Origin of the sequence: Collinsella sp. i06-0019-1H4, from assembly GCF_042849575.1 — a bacterium.
In the GTDB taxonomy this organism is placed as follows: Bacteria; Actinomycetota; Coriobacteriia; order Coriobacteriales; family Coriobacteriaceae; genus Collinsella.
Map to the genome: position 1 here is coordinate 380,873 of NZ_BAABYB010000001.1, position 18,835 is coordinate 399,707.

General features: G+C 62.3%; 13 protein-coding genes. 11 read left to right on the forward strand and 2 right to left on the reverse strand.

The window, feature by feature from the left end; all coding sequences use genetic code 11:
* Window positions 1–34: 34 nt before the first annotated feature.
* From ACGHEN_RS01575 to glmM, 5 genes are all read left to right on the forward strand, one after another.
* A complete protein-coding gene (locus ACGHEN_RS01575; protein WP_390396832.1) occupies window positions 35–2,290 on the forward strand; it encodes a DUF2357 domain-containing protein in 2,256 nt (751 codons plus the stop codon).
* A complete protein-coding gene (locus ACGHEN_RS01580) occupies window positions 2,290–2,994 on the forward strand; it encodes a signal peptidase I (RefSeq protein WP_373204562.1) in 705 nt (234 codons plus the stop codon). Before ACGHEN_RS01575 ends, ACGHEN_RS01580 begins: the two co-directional genes overlap by 1 nt.
* Window positions 2,995–3,119: 125 nt before the next feature.
* Window positions 3,120–4,142 (forward strand): DMT family transporter, encoded by a 1,023-nt coding sequence (locus ACGHEN_RS01585; RefSeq protein WP_390396835.1) that lies wholly within the window; start codon window positions 3,120–3,122, stop codon window positions 4,140–4,142.
* Between the two features lie 139 nt (window positions 4,143–4,281).
* Window positions 4,282–6,621, forward strand: a complete 2,340-nt coding sequence (locus ACGHEN_RS01590) for a DUF4012 domain-containing protein (protein ID WP_390396837.1) — start codon at window positions 4,282–4,284, stop codon at window positions 6,619–6,621.
* 83 nt (window positions 6,622–6,704) lie between these two features.
* A complete protein-coding gene (gene glmM, locus ACGHEN_RS01595) occupies window positions 6,705–8,036 on the forward strand; it encodes a phosphoglucosamine mutase (protein WP_390396839.1) in 1,332 nt (443 codons plus the stop codon).
* Window positions 8,037–8,241: 205 nt separating this feature from the next.
* Here glmM and ACGHEN_RS01600 read toward each other — a convergent pair whose 3' ends face one another.
* On the reverse strand, window positions 8,242–9,816 hold the full coding sequence (locus ACGHEN_RS01600) for a carboxypeptidase M32 (RefSeq protein ID WP_390396841.1): 1,575 nt from the start codon (window positions 9,814–9,816) through the stop codon (window positions 8,242–8,244).
* A gap of 505 nt (window positions 9,817–10,321) precedes the next feature.
* On the opposite strand from ACGHEN_RS01600, the gene pheS reads away from it, so the two are divergent.
* The 6 genes from pheS (at window position 10,322) to ACGHEN_RS01630 (ending at window position 17,902) form a co-directional block, all read left to right on the forward strand.
* Window positions 10,322–11,398, forward strand: coding sequence for a phenylalanine--tRNA ligase subunit alpha (pheS, locus tag ACGHEN_RS01605; RefSeq protein WP_035136801.1), 1,077 nt, complete (start codon window positions 10,322–10,324; stop codon window positions 11,396–11,398).
* A 163-nt stretch (window positions 11,399–11,561) separates the two neighbouring features.
* Window positions 11,562–14,015 (forward strand): phenylalanine--tRNA ligase subunit beta, encoded by a 2,454-nt coding sequence (pheT, locus tag ACGHEN_RS01610; protein WP_390396843.1) that lies wholly within the window; start codon window positions 11,562–11,564, stop codon window positions 14,013–14,015.
* A 245-nt stretch (window positions 14,016–14,260) separates the two neighbouring features.
* Window positions 14,261–15,343, forward strand: a complete 1,083-nt coding sequence (gene cbiM / locus ACGHEN_RS01615) for a cobalt transporter CbiM (protein ID WP_390396846.1) — start codon at window positions 14,261–14,263, stop codon at window positions 15,341–15,343.
* Window positions 15,321–16,157 carry an energy-coupling factor transporter transmembrane component T family protein gene (locus tag ACGHEN_RS01620; RefSeq protein WP_390396848.1) on the forward strand — a complete coding sequence of 279 codons (837 nt, stop codon included), beginning with the start codon at window positions 15,321–15,323 and terminating at the stop codon, window positions 16,155–16,157. Before cbiM ends, ACGHEN_RS01620 begins: the two co-directional genes overlap by 23 nt.
* Before the next feature lie 46 nt (window positions 16,158–16,203).
* Entirely contained in the window at window positions 16,204–16,974 is a 771-nt protein-coding gene (locus ACGHEN_RS01625) for an energy-coupling factor ABC transporter ATP-binding protein (RefSeq protein WP_390396851.1), read from the forward strand.
* Window positions 16,975–17,053: 79 nt separating this feature from the next.
* Window positions 17,054–17,902 carry a hypothetical protein gene (locus ACGHEN_RS01630; RefSeq protein ID WP_390396854.1) on the forward strand — a complete coding sequence of 283 codons (849 nt, stop codon included), beginning with the start codon at window positions 17,054–17,056 and terminating at the stop codon, window positions 17,900–17,902.
* On the opposite strand, the gene ACGHEN_RS01635 is transcribed toward ACGHEN_RS01630, so the two are convergent.
* The gene (locus ACGHEN_RS01635; RefSeq protein WP_390396857.1) at window positions 17,899–18,636 is read right to left on the reverse strand and encodes a hypothetical protein; all 738 of its coding nucleotides are present in this window, start codon (window positions 18,634–18,636) and stop codon (window positions 17,899–17,901) included. The two genes, ACGHEN_RS01630 and ACGHEN_RS01635, sit on opposite strands and share 4 nt — an antisense overlap.
* Between the last annotated feature and the right edge of the window lie 199 nt (window positions 18,637–18,835).

Consider the following 18,835-nt stretch of genomic DNA (forward strand, 5'->3'; position numbering starts at 1 on the left):
CCCTTACCGATCGATCCAACCTATGGAGTAACCCATGTCCGAGACCATTCAGGACCTCTATACCAGCTTCTCCGAGCAGATGGAGCCCATCCAGGAGGGCAGCCGCTACTTCCGCTATCTGTTTGAGATGGCGCAGGCCTCGGGCACCACGATCGAACAGCAGCGCGAGGAGCTCGTCAAGGTGGTGGACGAGGAGTGGATCAGCATGATCGAGGACTCGCTCGACGCCATCAACACCATCATCGAAAATCCGCGCCGCTTCATCACCACCGAGGAAGAGGTGGTGCCGGTCTCGCTCGCCAAAAAGATCAGCGCCGACAGCGTCCGTCATCTGAGCCAGAACACGCAGTTTTTGGCGCCGAGCGACGATGGCGGCGTCCACCCCACGCGCATCCTCAACGTCAGTACCGTCGAGACGTACGACCTGTACGAGAACCGCTTTATCTACCACCTGATTCAGCGCCTGCTGACGTTTGTGGATAAGCGCACCGACGTGATCTTTTGGTCGACGGGCAACGAGATCCGCAACCGCTTTAAGATGCACAGCAAGATCGACGACGCGTACGAAGAGATCGAGTACAACGTCGAGATGACGGTCAAGAACCGCCAGAGCTTTGCCGAGAACGACGCCGACAACATGGACATCTTTATGCGCATCGACCGCGTGCGCCGTCTTGTCATGGCGCTGCGCGGCGCGTCGTTCTGCCAGATCATGAACGGCTGCAGCGCGGTCCGCAGCCCCATCCAGCGCACCAACCTCATCATGAAGGACCCCAACTACCGCAAGTGCTACCAGCTGTGGCAGTTTATGGAGCGTTACGACAAGGTGGGCTACAACATCGACGTGCAGCAGCAGGCGCTGGCGTTCGATGACGAGTACATGGTGCAGATGTACACCAACCTCATCAACATCTACACCGTCTTTAAGAGCCTGACCGACGACGAGCGCAATCTGCAGGAGCTCGAGAGCGTGCAACACGCGCCGGTGGCGCCCAAGTTTATTAAGGAGATTAAGGAGGTGCAGGTCGATAGCCCCGACCTGCCCGATGTCGAGATTCGTCGCGTGTTTGTGGAGGAGGTCACGCAGGCCCAGCTCGACGCCGAGCAGGCGCTGGCCGAGGCTCGCGAGCAGATTGAGGAGCTGCAGGGGCAGGTCAAGTCTTGGAAGGTTCAGGCCCATGCGCTGACCGACGAGCGCGACGACCTGGCCGACGAGCTGGACGAGGCAAAGACGCGCGAACTGGCGTTGACGCAGCGCGCTCAGATGGCCGAGGCCGATGTTGAGGAGCTGCGCGGCTCGCTGGAGGATGTCGAGGCCGGCAAGAAGGCTGCCGAGGATGCTGCGGCAGAGGCACGCTCGACCGCGGCGGCGCAGCTTGAGCAGATGCGCACCGAGGCTGATGCCGAGGTCGCGGCCGCTCACGCCGATGCCGATGCCAAGATCGCAGCTGCCGAGCAGACGGCCGCCGAGCAGGTTGCGCAGGTCAAGAGCGACGCTACTGCGGCCCTGGCTGCCAAGACGGAAGCCGATGCCGCCGAGCTGCAGGCCGCCAAGGACGCCGCCGCAGCTGAGCTCGCCGAGGTGCGCGAGGCGTCTGCCAAGGAGCTCGCCGAGCTGCATGCCAAGCTGGACGCCGCCCAGCTGCAGATTGAGGAAGTGCAGCTGACGGCCGAGCGCGATGCCCGTGCCGCGGCCGAGGCGGCCGACGCCGCCGCTGCTGTGGCGGAGCAGAAGCTCGCCGACACCGTTGCCGCGGCCGAGGAAAAGGTTTCCGCTGCTCAGCAGGCAGCCGATGCCGCGATCGATGCCGCCCGTGCGGCCGCCGATTCTGCTGTGGAGCAGGCTGCGGTGGACGCCAGCGAGAGGGTCGCCGCTGCCGCTGCCGAGCGCGATGCCGCCGCGCGTGCCGCCGAGGAGGCTCGTGCCGACGCCGACGCGCGCATCGCTGCAGCCGAGCTCGAGGCGAGGGAGCGTATTGAGCAGGAACTCGCCGACGCCAAGGCCGCGCACGAGCGTGAGCTCGAGGCCGCCCGCGCGGAGATGCAGCAGCGTCTGGATGCACTGGCGCAAGAACTGGAGCAGGCCGAGCGCGATCGCGCCCGCGCCGAGCGCCGTGCCGAGGGCAACAGCCTGTCGCGCTATCTGCTGGCCCGCTTGCGCGGCGAGGCTGGCGAGCCGGCTGCGGGTGCCGAGACGGCCGCGGGCGCCGAGGGCGACGCTACGGCTTCTGCAGAGGACGCCGCCGAGGCCGCTGACGCTGCACTTTCCGCAAAGGACGACGACAAGTGATGAAGCACGTGCTCCGCGTGATCAACGTGCTGGCGACCGTGGTAATCCTGGTCGCCTTTGTGGTGTTGCTGCGCACGGTGTTCACGCCCGCCGGCGAGATTCCCACCATCATGGGCTACGGCTTTATGCGCACGCTGACCGGCTCGATGGAGCCGGCGATTCCCGTGCATTCGTTTATCGTCGTCGATACCGACAACAGCCAGGTCTACCAGATCGGCGACATCATCACCTTCCATTCGTCCGATGACGCGCTGGAGGGTTCGCTCAACACGCATCGCATCGTTGCCGTGGAGGATGCGGCCGACGGCACGCCGGTCTACCGCACCAAGGGCGATGCCAATCCGGTCGAGGATGCTGCGCCCGTGCCTGCCTCCGACGTGGTGGGCCGCGTGGTCTTTGTCTCGGCAGGCCTGGGCGTGGTGGTGTCGCTGCTCACCAATCCGCTGCTGTTCTTTCCGCTGATCGTGGTGCCGTTGATTGCGCTGCTGGTGCTCGAGATTCGCCATATGGTCAAGACCACGCAAGAGGTGGCGCGCGCCGAGGACGAGGCCGCCCTGCGCGCAGCCGTGGAGCAGATTCGCGAAAAACGTCGCCGCGAGCAGGAAGGCCAGGACAACGCCAAGGAGCAGAACGACGGTGGCCATACCGATGAAAGTGCGGAAGCCGACCCCGGCGCCCTAGACGATTCCAACCACTCGGCATAGCGCGTCTGCGCCTTTCGTCCCTGCAATTTGGATGCTCGTAGATGTTCCGAATCGTCTGCTTTTTCATGCCGATATTCGTGCTACAGTTTGAGCGCTTTGTTGCCAATTGATTTCGGGGGAGTGGAATGGAGCAGGAGCGCGCAGCGCAGCGTGCACGCAAAAAGACTTCGGTACCGATGACGGCGGCGTCCGATTTTGTCGTGCCCGAGGGAACTGACGAGCTCAGCCGCAACACCCGTCGCGCCTGGCGCGACCGCCTCAACGATGCCCAGACGCGCAAGATGATCACGGGTGTTTTAGCCACGCTGGTGGGCGGTTCGTTTTGGGGTTTCTCGGGTACCAGCGCGAGTTTTTTGTTCGATACCTACCATGTCGATACGCTGTGGCTCATGAGCGTGCGCCAGATTCTTGCCGGCCTGCTCTTTATGGTCGTGGTCGTCGCGCGCGACCGTGCGCGCCTGGTCAAGCTTTGGACGACGCCGGCCGACCGCAAGCAGCTGTTGCTCTTTACCGCTTTTGGCCTGCTCTTTAACCAGTTTTGCTATCTTTCGGCCGTGCGCCTGACCAACGCCGGAACCGCGACGGTCCTTCAGTGCCTGCAGCTGGTCATCATCATGGGTTACGCCTGCGTGGTCGATCGCCGCATGCCGCGCGTGCGTGAGGCCGTTGGCATTGGGTTGGCCTTGGGCGGCACCTTTTTAATCGCTACCGGCGGCGACCCTACCAGTCTGAGCATATCGCCGCTTGGCCTGGTCGCAGGCCTTATGTGTGCGGTTAGCGCCGCCTGTATGGCGGTGATTCCCGCCAAGATCCTGCCCGAATACGGTAGCCCCATCGTCACGGGCTCGGCAATGCTCACGGCGGGCGTGGTTTCATGTGTCTTCGTGCGGCCCTGGGCGCATATGCCGGCGCTCGACGCTGCCGGCATCGAGGCGCTCGCGGTGTTCGTGGTTATCGGCTCGTTTTTTGCTTACATGCTTTATATGCAGGGCGTTAAGGACATCGGCTCGGTGCGCGCGAGCCTCATCGGAACTGTGGAGCCGGTCTCGGCGACCATCACCAGCGCCGTTATGCTGGGCACGGTGTTTTTGCCGACCGACTTGATTGGCTTTGTCATGATCATCGTGATGATGTTCCTGACGGTATAACTTATGCCGCTGCCTAGACGGACACGGTGTTGCACCACAATTCCGCGAATTGGTGCCTGCATCTGGAGTTTAACTGACGATGCCAAATATGTCATAAACTAATAGCGTTATTGACTTTTAGTATTGCGAGGACTCCTCTATGGCTGGTAACCACTTTAAGAACGGCGACGGCGAGCGCTCTGCAGTTCCGCCGCGTTCAAATGGGACTGGAAACGCTGGCGTACCGAGTGGATCCAGCCAAAACGGTGCTGGCAACCGTACGTCTCCGGGCGAAACGGCGATGTTTACCGCTCTGTACGAACAGTCTCAAAAGGCAAAACAGGCTGGTCGCGTAGGCAGGCAGGCATTTCCGGGCGGGGCGGGCTCTGCGGCTTCGTCGGCCGGGGTCCGTCCGGCGCCAACGGGCGATGCAAATGTCGCCGGCCCCACTGGCCCCACTAACAACGCTCATCGCGCCCACAACGCCGGCCCCATCAACCCCGCCAATTCCGCCAATAGTGCTTCTTCTGCTGGAGACGCAGGGCTTACGGGTAACCTAGGCACTATCTATACGGGCGCTTCCGAAACCGGCACGTTTGCCCGTCTCAATGACGACGGTGCCGAGTTTAAGGGCTCGGGCTCTAAAGAAGATTATTACGATTTTGGCTTGAACTACGGCGGTGATTCCTCGACGAGTCCGACCTCGAACGGCCTGGTTCGCCATCGCCATCGCAAGGGCGAGCGCAAGAACCGCCGCGTTTCGGCTGTTGTCGCTGCCATCGTCGCGGTGGTTCTTGTCGCGTTTGGCGTGAGTGGCTTCATGCTGCTTAGCTCGGCAAAAACCGTGAAGAGCCAGGCAAAGGAAACTGTTGAGATCGTCGGCGGCCTTAAGGACAAGGTCACGTCGGGCGATTTTTCGACCCTGCCCGACGATGCGAAAAAGATCGACGGGCTCTGCAGCAGCATGAAGAAGGAGACCTCGAGCCCGGTGTGGACGATGGCCTCGTTCATTCCGGTGTATGGCAGCGATATTAATGCCGCCCGCACCATGGTCGATGCTCTGTCCGATGTTTCGAGCGGCGCGCTGGTCCCCATGGCCGATAATCTCGCTCAGGCAACGCCCGGCAAGCTGTTCCAGGACGGGACAATCAACGTGTCCGCGCTGCAGGCGGTCGCCGATTCGCTCTCCGATAGCTCGAAGGCGTTCAAGAGCGCCAATGAAAAGATTCAGGGTATTGGCGATACGCATATCGCCCAGGTGACCGAGCTGGTCAATAAGGCAAAGGACGGTTTTGCCACCCTGGACGGTGCAGTCGATGCGGCGGAGAAAGTCGCCCCCGTTCTGCCCCAGATGCTCGGCGCCAACGGCCAGACGCGCAACTATCTTGTGTATGCCATGAACAACGTCGAGATTCGTGCTTGCGGCGGTTTTGGTGGTTCGCAAGGTTTGATTTCAGTCACCGATGGCCAGATGTCGATCGGTGACTTTGTTCCATGTATTGCGCTCAGCAAAGACGAGGCGGTTGAGAGCGTCGACGAAGAGGACGAGGCACTGTTTGGTGACCACAGCAACCTGTACAACTCTGGCAACGCGTATTCGCCCGATTGGCCCCGCAACTCGCAGCGTGTTGCCGCGCTGTGGGAGTCCCAGTATGGGCAGGACGTTGATGGCGTCGTTGGCATCGATCCGGTGTTCTTGCAGTACCTGCTGGGCCTTGTCGGTAATGTCTCGCTGCCCGATGGTACGGTCGTCGACGGTACCAACGCGGCGAAGGTTCTCATGCACGATGTGTATTGGAACTATCCGGTCGAAGAATCGGACGGCATCTTTGCATCTGTTGCCAGCGCCGCCTTCGACAAGATTCTCGGTGGCATCGGTGACGTCGACGTTACGAAGCTTGTCGGTGCATTCGAGCGCGGTGCCGAAGAGGGCCGTCTGATTGCTTGGATGAGAAACGATGATGAGCAGAATGCCATCAAGGAGACAGGCATTGACGCTTCGCTGCCCGATCCGGATGATCCGAGTGCCGAACCCGTTGCCGGCGTTTACTTTAACAACCTGAGCTTCTCCAAGCTCGACTGGTATCTGAACGCCGACACGCAGATTGGCCAGGGCGTGAAGAACGGCGACGGCACGTGCTCCTATCGCATCACCGTTACCCTGACGAACATCATGACGCAGGGGGAGGCTGGCAAGCTGCCCGACTACGTTGCGGCGAGCGCACCCGGTGCCGCGCGTGACGACGAACGCCTGAATGTCTCAGTGTTTGCCCCGACGGGCGGCAACATCAGTGACCTTACGGTTGAGGGCACCCAGTTTGGTCTTGGCGCCGCTACGTGGCATGGAATCCCCTTCTATTCGGGCACCGTTGACCTGCATGCTGGTGAGACGACGACGATCACGTATACGCTGACCACGTCGGCCGAGGCGGGGGACAAGCCGCTTACGCTGCGTCAGACTCCTACATGCCAGGCGGCTCGCGACAGCGCGTCGGCATAGGGTTTTTCTGGTAGCGCAGATAATCGAGTACCATTTTGGGGCGGACAGGCAATCTGTTCGCCCCTATTTTGTAAGGAGAGCGTATGAAGTACTTTGGCACCGATGGCTTTCGCGGCGAGGCCAACGTTGGGCTGACGGTAGAGCACGCTTATAAGATCGGCCGCTTTGTGGGCTGGTATTACGGCGCCAACCGCGGGACCAAGGCGCGCGTGATCGTGGGCAAGGACACGCGTCGCTCGAGCTATATGTTCGAGGCGGCGCTGGTGAGCGGCTTGGTCGCGAGCGGCGCGGACGCCTACATGCTGCACGTGATCCCGACGCCGGGCGTGGCGCATCAGACCGTGGAGGGCTGCTTCGATTGCGGCATCATGATCAGTGCGAGCCACAACCCGTTTTGCGATAACGGCATTAAGCTCGTCAACAGCGACGGCTATAAGATGGACGAGGACGTGCTGGAGCTCATCGAGGATTACATCGATGGCAAGAGCGAAGTGCCGCTGGCCACGGGCAACCACATCGGTGCCACGGTGGACTACATGCAGGGTCGCAACCGCTATATTGCCTCGCTCATTGCAAGTGCGAACTTTTCGCTGCAGGGCGTCAAGATCGGTCTCGACTGTGCCAACGGCTCGGCATCCTCGGTGGCCAAGCCGGTGTTCGACGCGCTGGGTGCCGACGTACGCGTGATTAACGCCGCGCCCGATGGCTTTAACATCAACGTCGACTGCGGCTCCGCGCATATGGAGCGCCTGCAGCGCCACGTGGTGGAGCAGGGCCTGGACGTGGGCTTTGCCTACGACGGCGATGCCGACCGCTGCCTGGCCGTGGACGAGCGCGGTCGCGTGGTCGACGGCGACCAGATCCTGTACGTGTGCGGCGTGTACCTGAACAAGCACGGGCGCCTCTCGGGCGGTACCGTGGTGCCGACGATCGCCAGCAACTTTGGCCTGGTCAAGTCGCTGGAGCTTGCCGGTCTGAGTGCCGTGACCAGCGGCGTGGGCGACCGTCATGTGTATGCCAAGATGCGCGAGGGCGGCTACAGCCTGGGCGGCGAGCAGACGGGCCACACGATCTTTGGCGATATCGAGCGCACGGGCGACGGCATTATGACCTCGCTGCGCGTGATGGAAGTGATTCGCGCTGAGCGCGAGACACTCTCGCAGCTCACGGCTCCGTGCAAGCTGCTGCCGCAGGCTCAGGTCGCCGTGCGCGTGGCGGATAAGGACGCCGCGCTGGGCAACATGGGCGTCCAGGCCGCCATTGCCGAGGCCGAGGCGTCGCTGGCGGGCGAGGGCCGCGTACTGGTGCGCAAGAGCGGAACCGAGTCGGTGATTCGCGTTTTGGCTGAGGCTCCGGACCAATCGGCCGCCGACGCCGCTATGAAGCGCATCGCCAACGCGCTGGAAGCTTTATAGTTACGCGGTTTTACCAAACCGCGTAACTGCTCGACGCTGCAAACGGCCCCAAGCGGCAATCTGACGTTCAATTTCAAGGGCGCGACCAGAAGGTCAGCGCCCTTTCATTTCACGTCACCTTGCTCGCTTGAGGCCGTTTTCGCTGACGTTGCCAAAACATCGGCGTCAACATGGTTGGCGATGGCGATGGCGTGCTGGTCAATCCTTACAGCTCGTACAGCGTGGTGAACTTGTCCTGCAGGTAGCTGCAGTAGTAGCGGGCATCGAACGCCATGCCGCACGCGCCCTTGATGAGCTCCGGCGCGTCCTTGGCGCGGCCCCACTGCCAAATGTGCTCGCCGAGCCAGGCGCGGACGGGTCCCAAATCGCCGCTCGCGCAGGCGCCGGTGAGGTCGACGCCGTCGCGGCACATGGCCGGCACAAACATGGCATCGTAGGCGCTGCCCAGCGCATACGTGGGGAAGTAGCCAAACGAGCCGCCGCTCCAGTGCGTATCCTGCAGGCAGCCGCGCGTGTCGTCGGGAACGGGAATGCCCAGGTACTCGTCCATAAAGCGATTCCAAAGCGCGGGAATGTCCTTGGCTGTGGCCTCGCCGGCAAACAGCATACGCTCGATCTCGTAGCGCACCATAACGTGCAGCGGGTAGGTGAGCTCGTCGGCCTCGGTACGGATCAGCGACGGCTGCGCGATGTTCACGGCGCGGTAGAGCGTGTCTTCGTCCACGCTGCCGTAAACCTCGGGCGCGTGACGGCGCAGTACCTCGAGCAGCGGTCCCATAAAGGCGCGACTGCGACCAACGGTGTTCTCGAAAAAGCGGCTCTGGCTCTCGTGGATGCCCATGGAGGTGCCGCCCTCCAGACACGTGCGCGCATAGGCGGGGTTCACGCCCAGCTCGTACATGGTGTGACCGGCCTCGTGGATGATGCTGTAGACGTTGGAGATGCAGTCGTCCTCATAGATGTGCGTCGCGATGCGCGCGTCGCCCACCGAGAAGCCCTCGCTAAACGGATGCTCGGTAAAGGCAAGCGTGGTGTCGTCCAGGTCCAGGCCGACGAGCTTCATCAGGTCGAAGCTCATGGCGCGCTGGGCGGCCTCGGGCACGTGGGCATGCAGAAAGTCGGCAGCGGGCTGCTGGCCGCGCTCGCCGATGGCGTGCACGAGTGGCACGACCGTGGCCTTGACTTCGTCGCAAAACGCGTCGAAGCTCTTGGCGGAAAGGCCGCGCTCGTACTGGTCGAGCCAAACATCGTATGGGTCGCGCTTGGGGTCCATGAGCTCGGCCTGATGCTTGAGCTGGCAGACGATCTTGTCCACATAGGGTTCAAAGCTCGCCCAGTCATTGGCTGCTTTGGCTTTGTGCCACACGGCATCGGCCTCGCAGGTAAGCCTGGTCCAGGCTTCGGCTTCTTCGGTGGGAATGGCGCTCGCCTCGCGCTGGTCGCGGCCGAGCACGCGAATTTCGTCGAGCAGCTGCGGGTCGTCGATTTTTCCGTCGGCGACCGTCTCACGCGCGAGAGAGCGCACGAGCTCAACGGACTTTTTGCTGGTCAGGAGCTTGTGATGCTCGCCGGCAAGGGTGCCCATAGCATCGGCGCGGGCCGCGGCGCCGTTGGCGGGGGCAATCGTCGCGCCATCGAACTCGGCAATTTTGAGCAGGTACTCGCGGGTCCACAGTTTGCCTTCGAGCTTGCGGAGCTTCTTGATGCCCTTGCCCGCCTTGGCGTTCTTAGAGGCCTTGGCCACGGCGGCTTTGGCCTTCTTATCGAGTTTCTTTCCCATACCATATCCTTGATCTCGCGAGCCGTGCACCACGGGTGGGCGCACGGCCAGTTTGCACAGCTACCCGACTTGTACCCAGTGCGAACAAAACGGAACGCGGCGATATGCTCGCAGAATGTGTTATCCTATAGCCAAATGCGTTGACGGAGAGGGTTTTGCCCGTCGCGTCGCCGGCAAGAGAGGGAAGGTCATGGGCTGCAAGCCTTCCTGCGGTGGCAAGGGCCAAGCGTTCACTCCCGAGCAGCGACCTCAACGGGCACGCGGCCAGCGGCGGCGATGTCCCCAGTAGGGAAGCCGTGAGCCTCGCGACAAGGGGCAAAGAGTGGGCGCGGCGGGCCAGACATCCGCCGGGTCAAACAAGGTGGTACCGCGGAATTCAACCGTCCTTGGGCAATACACATGCCCGAGGACGGTTTTTTGTTACCGAACCGGGCCGCGTTTTCGCAACGTCAGACGGCGGCAGCCGCCTCGGCAAGCGGGGAGCGCGAGAGACGAAAGGGAAGACATGAGTCTGATTGATGATCTGGTCAAACTCGAGGAAGAGGCCAAGGAGCTCGTCGCAGGCGCCGATGACGCCGCAAAGCTCGAGGCCGCGCGCGTTGAGCTGCTCGGCCGCAAGGGCCGCATCACTGGCCTGATGCGTATGATGGGCAAGCTCGCCCCCGAGGATCGTCCCATGATGGGCAAGCGTGCCAACGAGATGCGCCAACTGATCGAGGGCATGCTCGACGAGCGCACCACCGAGATGAAGGCCGCCGCCCTCAAGCACGCTCTCGAGCACGAGGCCGTCGACATCACGCTGCCGGGCATCCGTCCGCAGATCGGTCACCAGCACCTGATCAAGCAGATCATCGAGGAGGCCGAGGACATCTTCTGCGGCATCGGCTACACCGTCGAGTCCGGCCCCATGGTCGATACTTCCTACTACAACTTCACTGCGCTCAACGCCCCCATGGATCACCCGAGCCGCTCGGCCCGCGATACCTTCTACGTGGTCGACAACAACCCTGGCAGCGTCGCACACCCCGAGGCTCACGCCCATGGCGAGTCCGACGTACTGCTGCGCACCCAGACTTCGGGCGTGCAGATCCACACTATGGAGTCGCAAAAGCCGCCCATCTACATGATCTGCCCGGGCACCGTCTACCGTCCCGACACGGCCGACGCCTGCCACCTGCCGCAGTTCAACCAGATCGAGGGCCTGGTCGTCGACGAGGGCATCACCTTTGGCGATCTTAAGGGCACGCTCGACTACTTTGTTAAGTGCATGTTTGGCGAGGACCGCAAGACGCGCTACCGCCCGCACTTCTTCCCCTTCACCGAGCCTTCCTGCGAGGTGGACGTGAGCTGCCACGTGTGCGGCGGCAAGGGCTGCAACTTCTGCAAGCATAGCGGCTGGATCGAGATCCTGGGCTGCGGCATGGTCGACCCCAACGTCCTGATCAACTGCGGCATCGACCCCGAGAAGTACACCGGCTTCGCCTTTGGCATTGGCGCCGAGCGCGTCGCGGCCCTGCGCTACGACCTGCCGGACCTGCGAACCCTGATGACTGGCGATATGCGCTTCCTGAACCAGTTTTAGGCTTGCCCAGGCACCCCATCTTGGCGTTCAAACCGTCGCTCGCGTACCTTTAGTACGCATCGCTCCTCTTTCACGCCAACCTGGGGCACCTGGACAACCCTAAGGTGAACGTCTTCATTTGATATTTCCTCCCTTTGCGGAGATTAAGAACTAGGAGAGCTACATGCGCGTTTCTTACGACTGGCTCAAGACCATGATCGATATTCCGGAGGATCCCAAGACCCTTTCGGACGAATATATCCGTACCGGCACCGAGGTCGAGGCGATCGACACCGTGGGCGAGTCCTTCGACCACGTGGTGACCGCCAAGGTGCTCACCAAGACCCCGCACCCCGATAGCGACCATATGTATGTGTGCTCGGTCGACGTGGGCGACAAGAACCTCGACGCCGACGGCAACCCCGCTCCGCTGCAGATCGTCTGCGGCGCGCAGAACTTCGAGGCCGGCGACCACATCGTCACGGCCATGATCGGCGCTGTGCTCCCCGGCGACGTCAAGATCAAGAAGAGCAAGCTTCGCGGCGTCGTGTCCATGGGCATGAACTGCTCTGCGCGCGAGCTCGGCCTGGGCGGCGACCACTCCGGCATCATGATCCTGCCCGAGGACACGCCCTGCGGCATGCCGTTTGCCGAGTATGTGGGCTCGAGCGACACCGTGCTCGACTGCGAGATCACGCCCAACCGTCCCGACTGCCTGTCCATGATCGGCATGGCCCGCGAGACCGGCGCCATTTTCGATCGCGATTTCCACGTTGAGCTGCCCGCCATCAAGGCCGAGACCGGCCGCGCGACCGACGACGAGCTTTCGGTCGAGATTGCCGACGAGGGCCTGTGCGACCGCTATGTCGCCCGCATCGTGCGCAACGTGAAGGTCGGCCCCTCGCCCGACTGGATGGTCAAGCGCCTCAACGCCCTGGGCGTGCGTCCGCACAACAACATCGTCGACATCACCAACTACGTGATGATGCTCACCGGTCAGCCGCTGCACGCCTTTGACCTGGACACCTTTGCCGAGCGCGAGGGCAGGCGTCGCGTGGTGGTTCGCGCCGCCCAGCAGGATGAGAAGTTCACGACGCTCGACGGCGAGGAGCGCGTGCTCGACGCCGGCATGGGCCTCATCACCGACGGCGAGCGCCCCGTGGCGCTGGCCGGTGTTATGGGCGGTATGGATTCCGAGATCGAGGACGACACCGTCGATGTGATGGTCGAGAGCGCCTGCTTCAACGCCGGTCGCACCTCGCACACCAGCCGCGACCTGTCGCTGATCTCCGACGCCTCCATTCGCTTTGAGCGCCAGGTTGACGAGACCGGCTGCGTGGACGTCGCCAACGTTACCTGCGCTCTCATCGAACAGATCGCCGGCGGCGAGGTCGCTCCCGGCTATGTCGACGTGTTCCCCGCGCCCAAGACCATCGATAGCATCAAGCTGCGCTTGGCCCGCGTGCACGCCATCTGCGGCGCCGACATCGAGCCCGACTTTATCGAGCGCTCACTCACCCGCCTGGGCTGCACCGTCGAGCGCGACGGCGAGGACTTTATGGTCACCCCGCCGAGCTTCCGTCCCGACCTGCCGCGCGAGATTGACCTGATCGAGGAGGTCCTGCGCCTGTGGGGCATGGGCCGTGTGACGGCGACCATCCCGGCTGCCAAGAACCACATCGGCGGTCTGACGCGCGAGCAGAAGCTTACCCGCAAGGTCGGCGAGATCCTGCGCGCCTGTGGCCTCAACGAGACCACGACCTTTGGCTTTGCCGCCCCGGGCGACCTGGAGAAGATCGGCATGTCCACCGAGGGCCGCGGCTGCCCCGTGGTGCTCATGAACCCGCTGGTGGCCGAGCAGACCGAGATGCGCCGCTCGCTGCTGCCGGGCCTGCTGCAGTCTGTGGCCTATAACGAGGCCCACGGCACGCCCAACGTGCACCTGTACGAGGTCGGCAGCCTGTTCCACGGCCGCGAGAACGCCAGCCTGCCCAAGGAGACCAAGTCCGTGGCGGGTGTGCTCTCGGGCCAGTGGAGCGAGCAGTCTTGGACCATGAAGTACCGTAAGCTGCGTTTCTTCTTTGGCAAGGGCATCGTCGAGGAGCTGCTCGCCCAGCTGCGCATTGAGAAGGTTCGCTTCCGTCCTGTCGAGGGCGAGGGCTATGCCTTCCTGCAGCCGGGTCGCGCCGCCGAGGTCCTGTCCGGCGGCACCGTGCTGGGCTGGGTCGGCGAGATTCACCCCGAGGCGCGCGAGGCGATGGGCATCGATGAGGTCGTTGTTGCCTTTGAGCTCGATCTGGACAAGCTGATCAAGGGCGCTCGCAACCAGGAGAACTACCGCGAGTTCTCGCAGTATCCGGCTGTTGAGCACGACCTGGCTATCGTGGTCGATAACTCCGTGACCTGCGAGGATCTTGAGCGCCGCATTACCAGCGCCGGTGGCAAGCTGCTCGAGGGCGTGCGCCTGTTCGACGTCTACCGCGATCCCATCCGCATCGGAGCGGGCAAGAAGTCCATGGCCTTTGCGCTTACGTATCGCTCCGACGACCACACGCTCACCAGCGAAGAAGTCGAGAAGGCACACCAGAAGATCGTCACCAAGGTGTGCAAGGGCGTAAACGGCGAGGTCCGCGGCTAGGATTTGCGCTGGGTATAGGCCAGCGGTGGCTGCCGCCGAGTCCTACGTGACTGCTATGCTCGATATAAGGCGCTGCTGAGCCTGCATATATGACACGCGCATTACATAACGGCGTGCTGCTTTGTCGGCAGTGCGCCGTTTTGCTATGATAGCCCGCGGCGTGTTACGAATCTGACATTACGTAACACTGACAAGGTGATTTTAGCGGCGTTGCAATTCCGCGCGCCGATAACCGGGAGGCGTATATGCACATTCCAGACAACTACCTGTCCCCGCAGACCGATGCCGTCATGGCGGTGGCGATGGTGCCCGTTTGGGTTCACTGCATCAAAAAGGTGCGCGCCACGCTCGATCGCGAGCATATGGCGTTCCTGGGCATCTGCGCCGCATTCTCCTTCTTGCTCATGATGTTCAACGTGCCGCTGCCCGGCGGTACCACGGGTCACGCCGTTGGCGGCGCGCTCATCGCGCTGCTGCTTGGCCCCGAGGCCGCTGCCATTGCCGTCTCGGTCGCGCTAGCGCTGCAGGCGCTGCTATTTGGCGACGGCGGCGTTCTGTCGTTTGGCGCCAACTGCTTTAACATGGCCTTTGTGCTGCCGTTTGTCGCTGCTATCGTGTTTCGTGCGCTCAACAGCCGTCTGCACGACAAGAGCTGGGGCACCTCGGTTTCTGCCATCGTAAGCGGCTGGGTCGGCCTGTGCCTGGCGGCCCTGTGCGCGGCAATCGAGTTCGGTATTCAGCCGATGCTCTTCACGAATGCTTCGGGCGCTCCGCTGTACTGCCCCTTCCCGCTGTCCGTGGCTATTCCTGCCATGTTGATCCCGCATATGCTGGTTGCCGGCGTGGTCGAGGGCGTGGCGACGGCTGCGATCTACGGTTTCATTAAGAAGACGGCGCCGAGCATTATCGTCGGGCCCGAGGCCGTCGATGGCCAGCTTGCCGCCGATGGTACCGCCAAGAAGACTTCCCTGATTCCCACGCTCATTCTGGTCGCCGTGCTCGTGGTGGCCACGCCGCTGGGCCTGCTGGCCACCGGAGACGCCTGGGGCGAGTGGGACGCCGAGGGCGCCGCGACTGCCGTTCAGGAGGCTGGCGACGACAGCCTGCAGGCTTCGGTCGGCCTCGATACCCCGACCTTTGCCGACGCGCTGCCCACGGGTGATTACCTGCAGGCCTATTCCGAGGAACAGGGCCTTGGCTTTGCCGGCCAGGCTGCCATGTATATCCTTTCCGGTGTGATTGGCGTGGCGGTGCTCACCATCGCATTCCGCCTGATTTCGCTGACGGTCAAGGAAAGCGGTGCTCATGGCAATAGCCGAGCTGCCTAGCTGGCTTGCGGCCGAGGAGCGATACGAGCCCGCGGGGTTTCGGCATCGTGTGATGCAAAAGAATGTCCTGCACCTGGCGAGCCTGCTTGAGCGGGTTCGCCTGGGTGGAGGTGCGCACGAGGGCGGGTCGATGGTCGACCGCGCCCTTTCTTGCGTTTCGGCTCCGGTGCGTCTGGTGGGGATGTTCGTTTGCGTCCTGTGCGTGTGTCTGACGCAAAGCCCGCTGTACCTGATGTTGATGGCGGCAATCGCGTTGGTGTTGGTCGCGGTGCGCCCTGCACGCGGGCTGCGCGCGACCTTTGTACCGGCGCTCGGCGCCACGGGGCTTGCGGCGGCTCTGACACTGCCTGCCCTGCTGCTGGGCGCGTCTGCCACGGGCACCATGCTCAAGATCGCGCTCAAGACGTTTATTAATGTGTCGCTGGTGCTGGGCGTTTCGTGGACCCTCACGTGGAGTCGCATGTCGGCGGCGCTCAAGATGCTGCATCTACCCGACGAAGTTATCTTTACGTTTGATATGGCGCTCAAGCACATCGAGGTACTGGGTCGCACGGCGCACAGTCTGTGCGAATCGGTCATGCTGCGCAGCGTTGGCCGTGCGCCTGAGGGATTTTCGCGTACCGATTCGATCGCGGGTATCATGGGCATGACCTTTATCAAGGCGATGGAATGCAGCCGCGCGATGGACGAGGCCATGCTCTGCCGTGGCTTTGCCGGTGCGTATCCGGCTCCCGCGCGCGCCGGGTTTGGCTGGCGCGATGCGGTCTATGCGGCCGGCGTGGCGCTGCTGGCAGTGTTGTGCGCCGTGCTGTAGGCACTGCTGGTTTCGGCTGGGGATGCAAATAGGGAAGGGCGACGTTTTGGCAAACGATACGAATAACGCGATGGGTGCGAGCGGTGCTGCCGGCGCCGAGGTCACGCCGCTCATCGAGTTTCGCGACGTGGTGTTTTCCTATGCGGGTCATACGGTGGTTGACGGTGTTTCATTGCAGGTGAACCGTGGGGAGCTCGTTGCTCTGCTCGGTCCCAACGGCTGCGGCAAGACGACGATTATGCGTCTTATCAACGGCCTTGAGCTTGCGGACGCGGGTGCGTACCTGTTCGACGGGCATGCGGTCGATGCGGCATATCTCAAGGATTCCGCGACGGCCCAGCGGTTCCATCAGCGCGTGGGCTTTGTGTTCCAAAACGCCGATGCGCAGCTCTTTTGTGCCACGGTCGGCGAGGAAGTCGCGTTTGGCCCGGCTCAAATGGGGCTGCCGGCAGACGAGCTCGAGCGCCGCGTCCGCGATGCCATGGAGCTGTTCCAGGTTGCCGATCTTGCCGACGTCTCTCCCTATCAGCTCTCGGGCGGGCAAAAGAAGCGCGTTGCGCTGGCTGCGGTGGTGTCGATGAACCCGGATATCCTGGTGCTCGACGAGCCCACCAACGGACTTGACGAGGACTCGTGCGACATCGTGGTCAACTTTCTACTGGCCTATGTTGCTGCTGGCAAGACGGTCTTGATGAGCACACACCATCAGGATTTGGTGCGGCGCCTGGGTGCCCGCGCCATCTATATTGATCGATATCACCATGTGGTTGAGGCGCCGGTGTCGTCGTATGGAACCGAGAGCGGCGCTGCGGAATAGTTGCTGCGTAGAGCGTGCGTAGCCGCCCGCGCGGCTTTGCCGTGATGGTATAGTTATCCAGGTTTTTATGGGGGTGGCTATGCCAAGCTGGAACATTCATATCGCTCAGACGGAGCGTTTGCTGGAGCGCACCGGTGCGCTTGCCAATAGCGTGCGCGACCGCAATGCCTTTTTGTTTGGCTGCGTGGTTCCGGATATCTTCGTGGGCTATATGGTCCCTGGCATCGCTGATCCCATTCCGTATCGCATTACGCACTTTGCAAAGCCCGAGCCTATCCCTAAGCCTCGTGAGCATGAGTTCTGGGATACCTATGTGGCGCCGCTGCTTAAAGGCGCACCCGCGGGCGAACCTGCTGAGGCCACCTCGATTGTCGAGGAACGCGAGCGACTCAATCGGGTGCATTATCCCCAACGTTACAAGGACGCCGAGCCGGTTGCCGGTCCCGGCGCCTATGAGTTTTCGCTCGCGCCCGATGACGTGGCGCAGTCGCTGCTCGATCTGACGCTGGGCGTTTGGTCTCACCTTGTGGCCGATACTGTGTGGAATACCCGCGTGAACCAGTACCTGGAGGCGCACGGCGGCAAGCCGTGCGAGGAATTCCGCATTAAAAAGCAAGGCGACTTTGACTGGTTTGGCAAGACGCTCAGCATTGTTTCGATTCCGCGCGCGACCGATCGCCTCTATACTGCGGCGACGCGTTTTGGTCAGTATCCCATCCATAAGGAGTATGTGCTCAAGACCATCGGCGTTATGCACGAGATTGTACGCGAAAACCCCGGCGAGCCCGATCATCCGCCGTATCGCTTGCTAACCGAGGAGTTTTTCGATGCAACGTTTACCGAGGTCGTCGAGCTAACCGAGGCGGGTTTTGCCGCCCGTGTCGAATCGCCCGATGTGTCTGCGCTGCCCCTGATTGCTAGCGGCTAGCTGGCCGGCCCGGCAGTGAATAGCTCAACCCAATCGACAAGTAGCTCTTGCCGCAGGGCATCTTCGGCAGTGCGCTCCTGTTTAGTCTTTGGGGTGTAGGGAAGCCCAGCCTTTTTATGGATGAGCTCGGCTATGTGGTTGAAGCTCTTCTTCTCCTTGATCTGGTCATAGGTAATTTGGATGACGTCGTAGCCCATGCTTGTGAGTGCGGTGGCGCGCTCGGCATCGGAGAGGCTCGCGGCTTCGCTGTCGTGGGCGGAGCGGCCTTGGCATTCAAGGATGACGCCCATGCTGTCGGTGGCGCTTTCGATGAGGATATCGGCGTAGCAGCAGGTTTTGTCATACAGCGAACGCGCGGCTTCGCTGAGCGGGATGCGCGCGTTATTGGTGATGTCGATGCCCAGACCGCCCTCATCGCGGGGGAGCGAGATGAGAATTGACGTCTGGACTTCAAAGGGCGAGGCGGTCTGTCCTGTCATGCGTTCGGCGGCCCAGCGGAGCTGCTTAACGCCGCGCAGGCCTGCGGCCTGCTTGGCGAACGCGGCGATATCCGCTGCGGTAAGAAGCGGCGTGCGCTTCCACAAGTTGGTGTCATTGCCCTTGGTGTCGTTAGCTCGCTCCCAGCCGCAGCTGGGCGGAATGAGCTTAAGCGAAATAGCTTCATCGAGTTGTTGTTGCGTTCGCTCGCAGGGCTTAAACACTGCAAAGGAGCCGCACATCTCGTAGCAAGCCATGAGTAACTGGCTGCGTGAGACCTGCGTGGCAAGGCTGAGCAGCGTGAACTCCGGTGAAGTGACATCAAACCCATGCTCAGTCTGCCTAAACGACCCAGGAGGCGGCTCTTGGGTTAGCAGACGGCTATGAAATAGCTTTCCGTTCGCGCGCTGTTTTCTTTCGCCCACGAATCTCCAAACTGGTGTGCCGAGCAAGTCT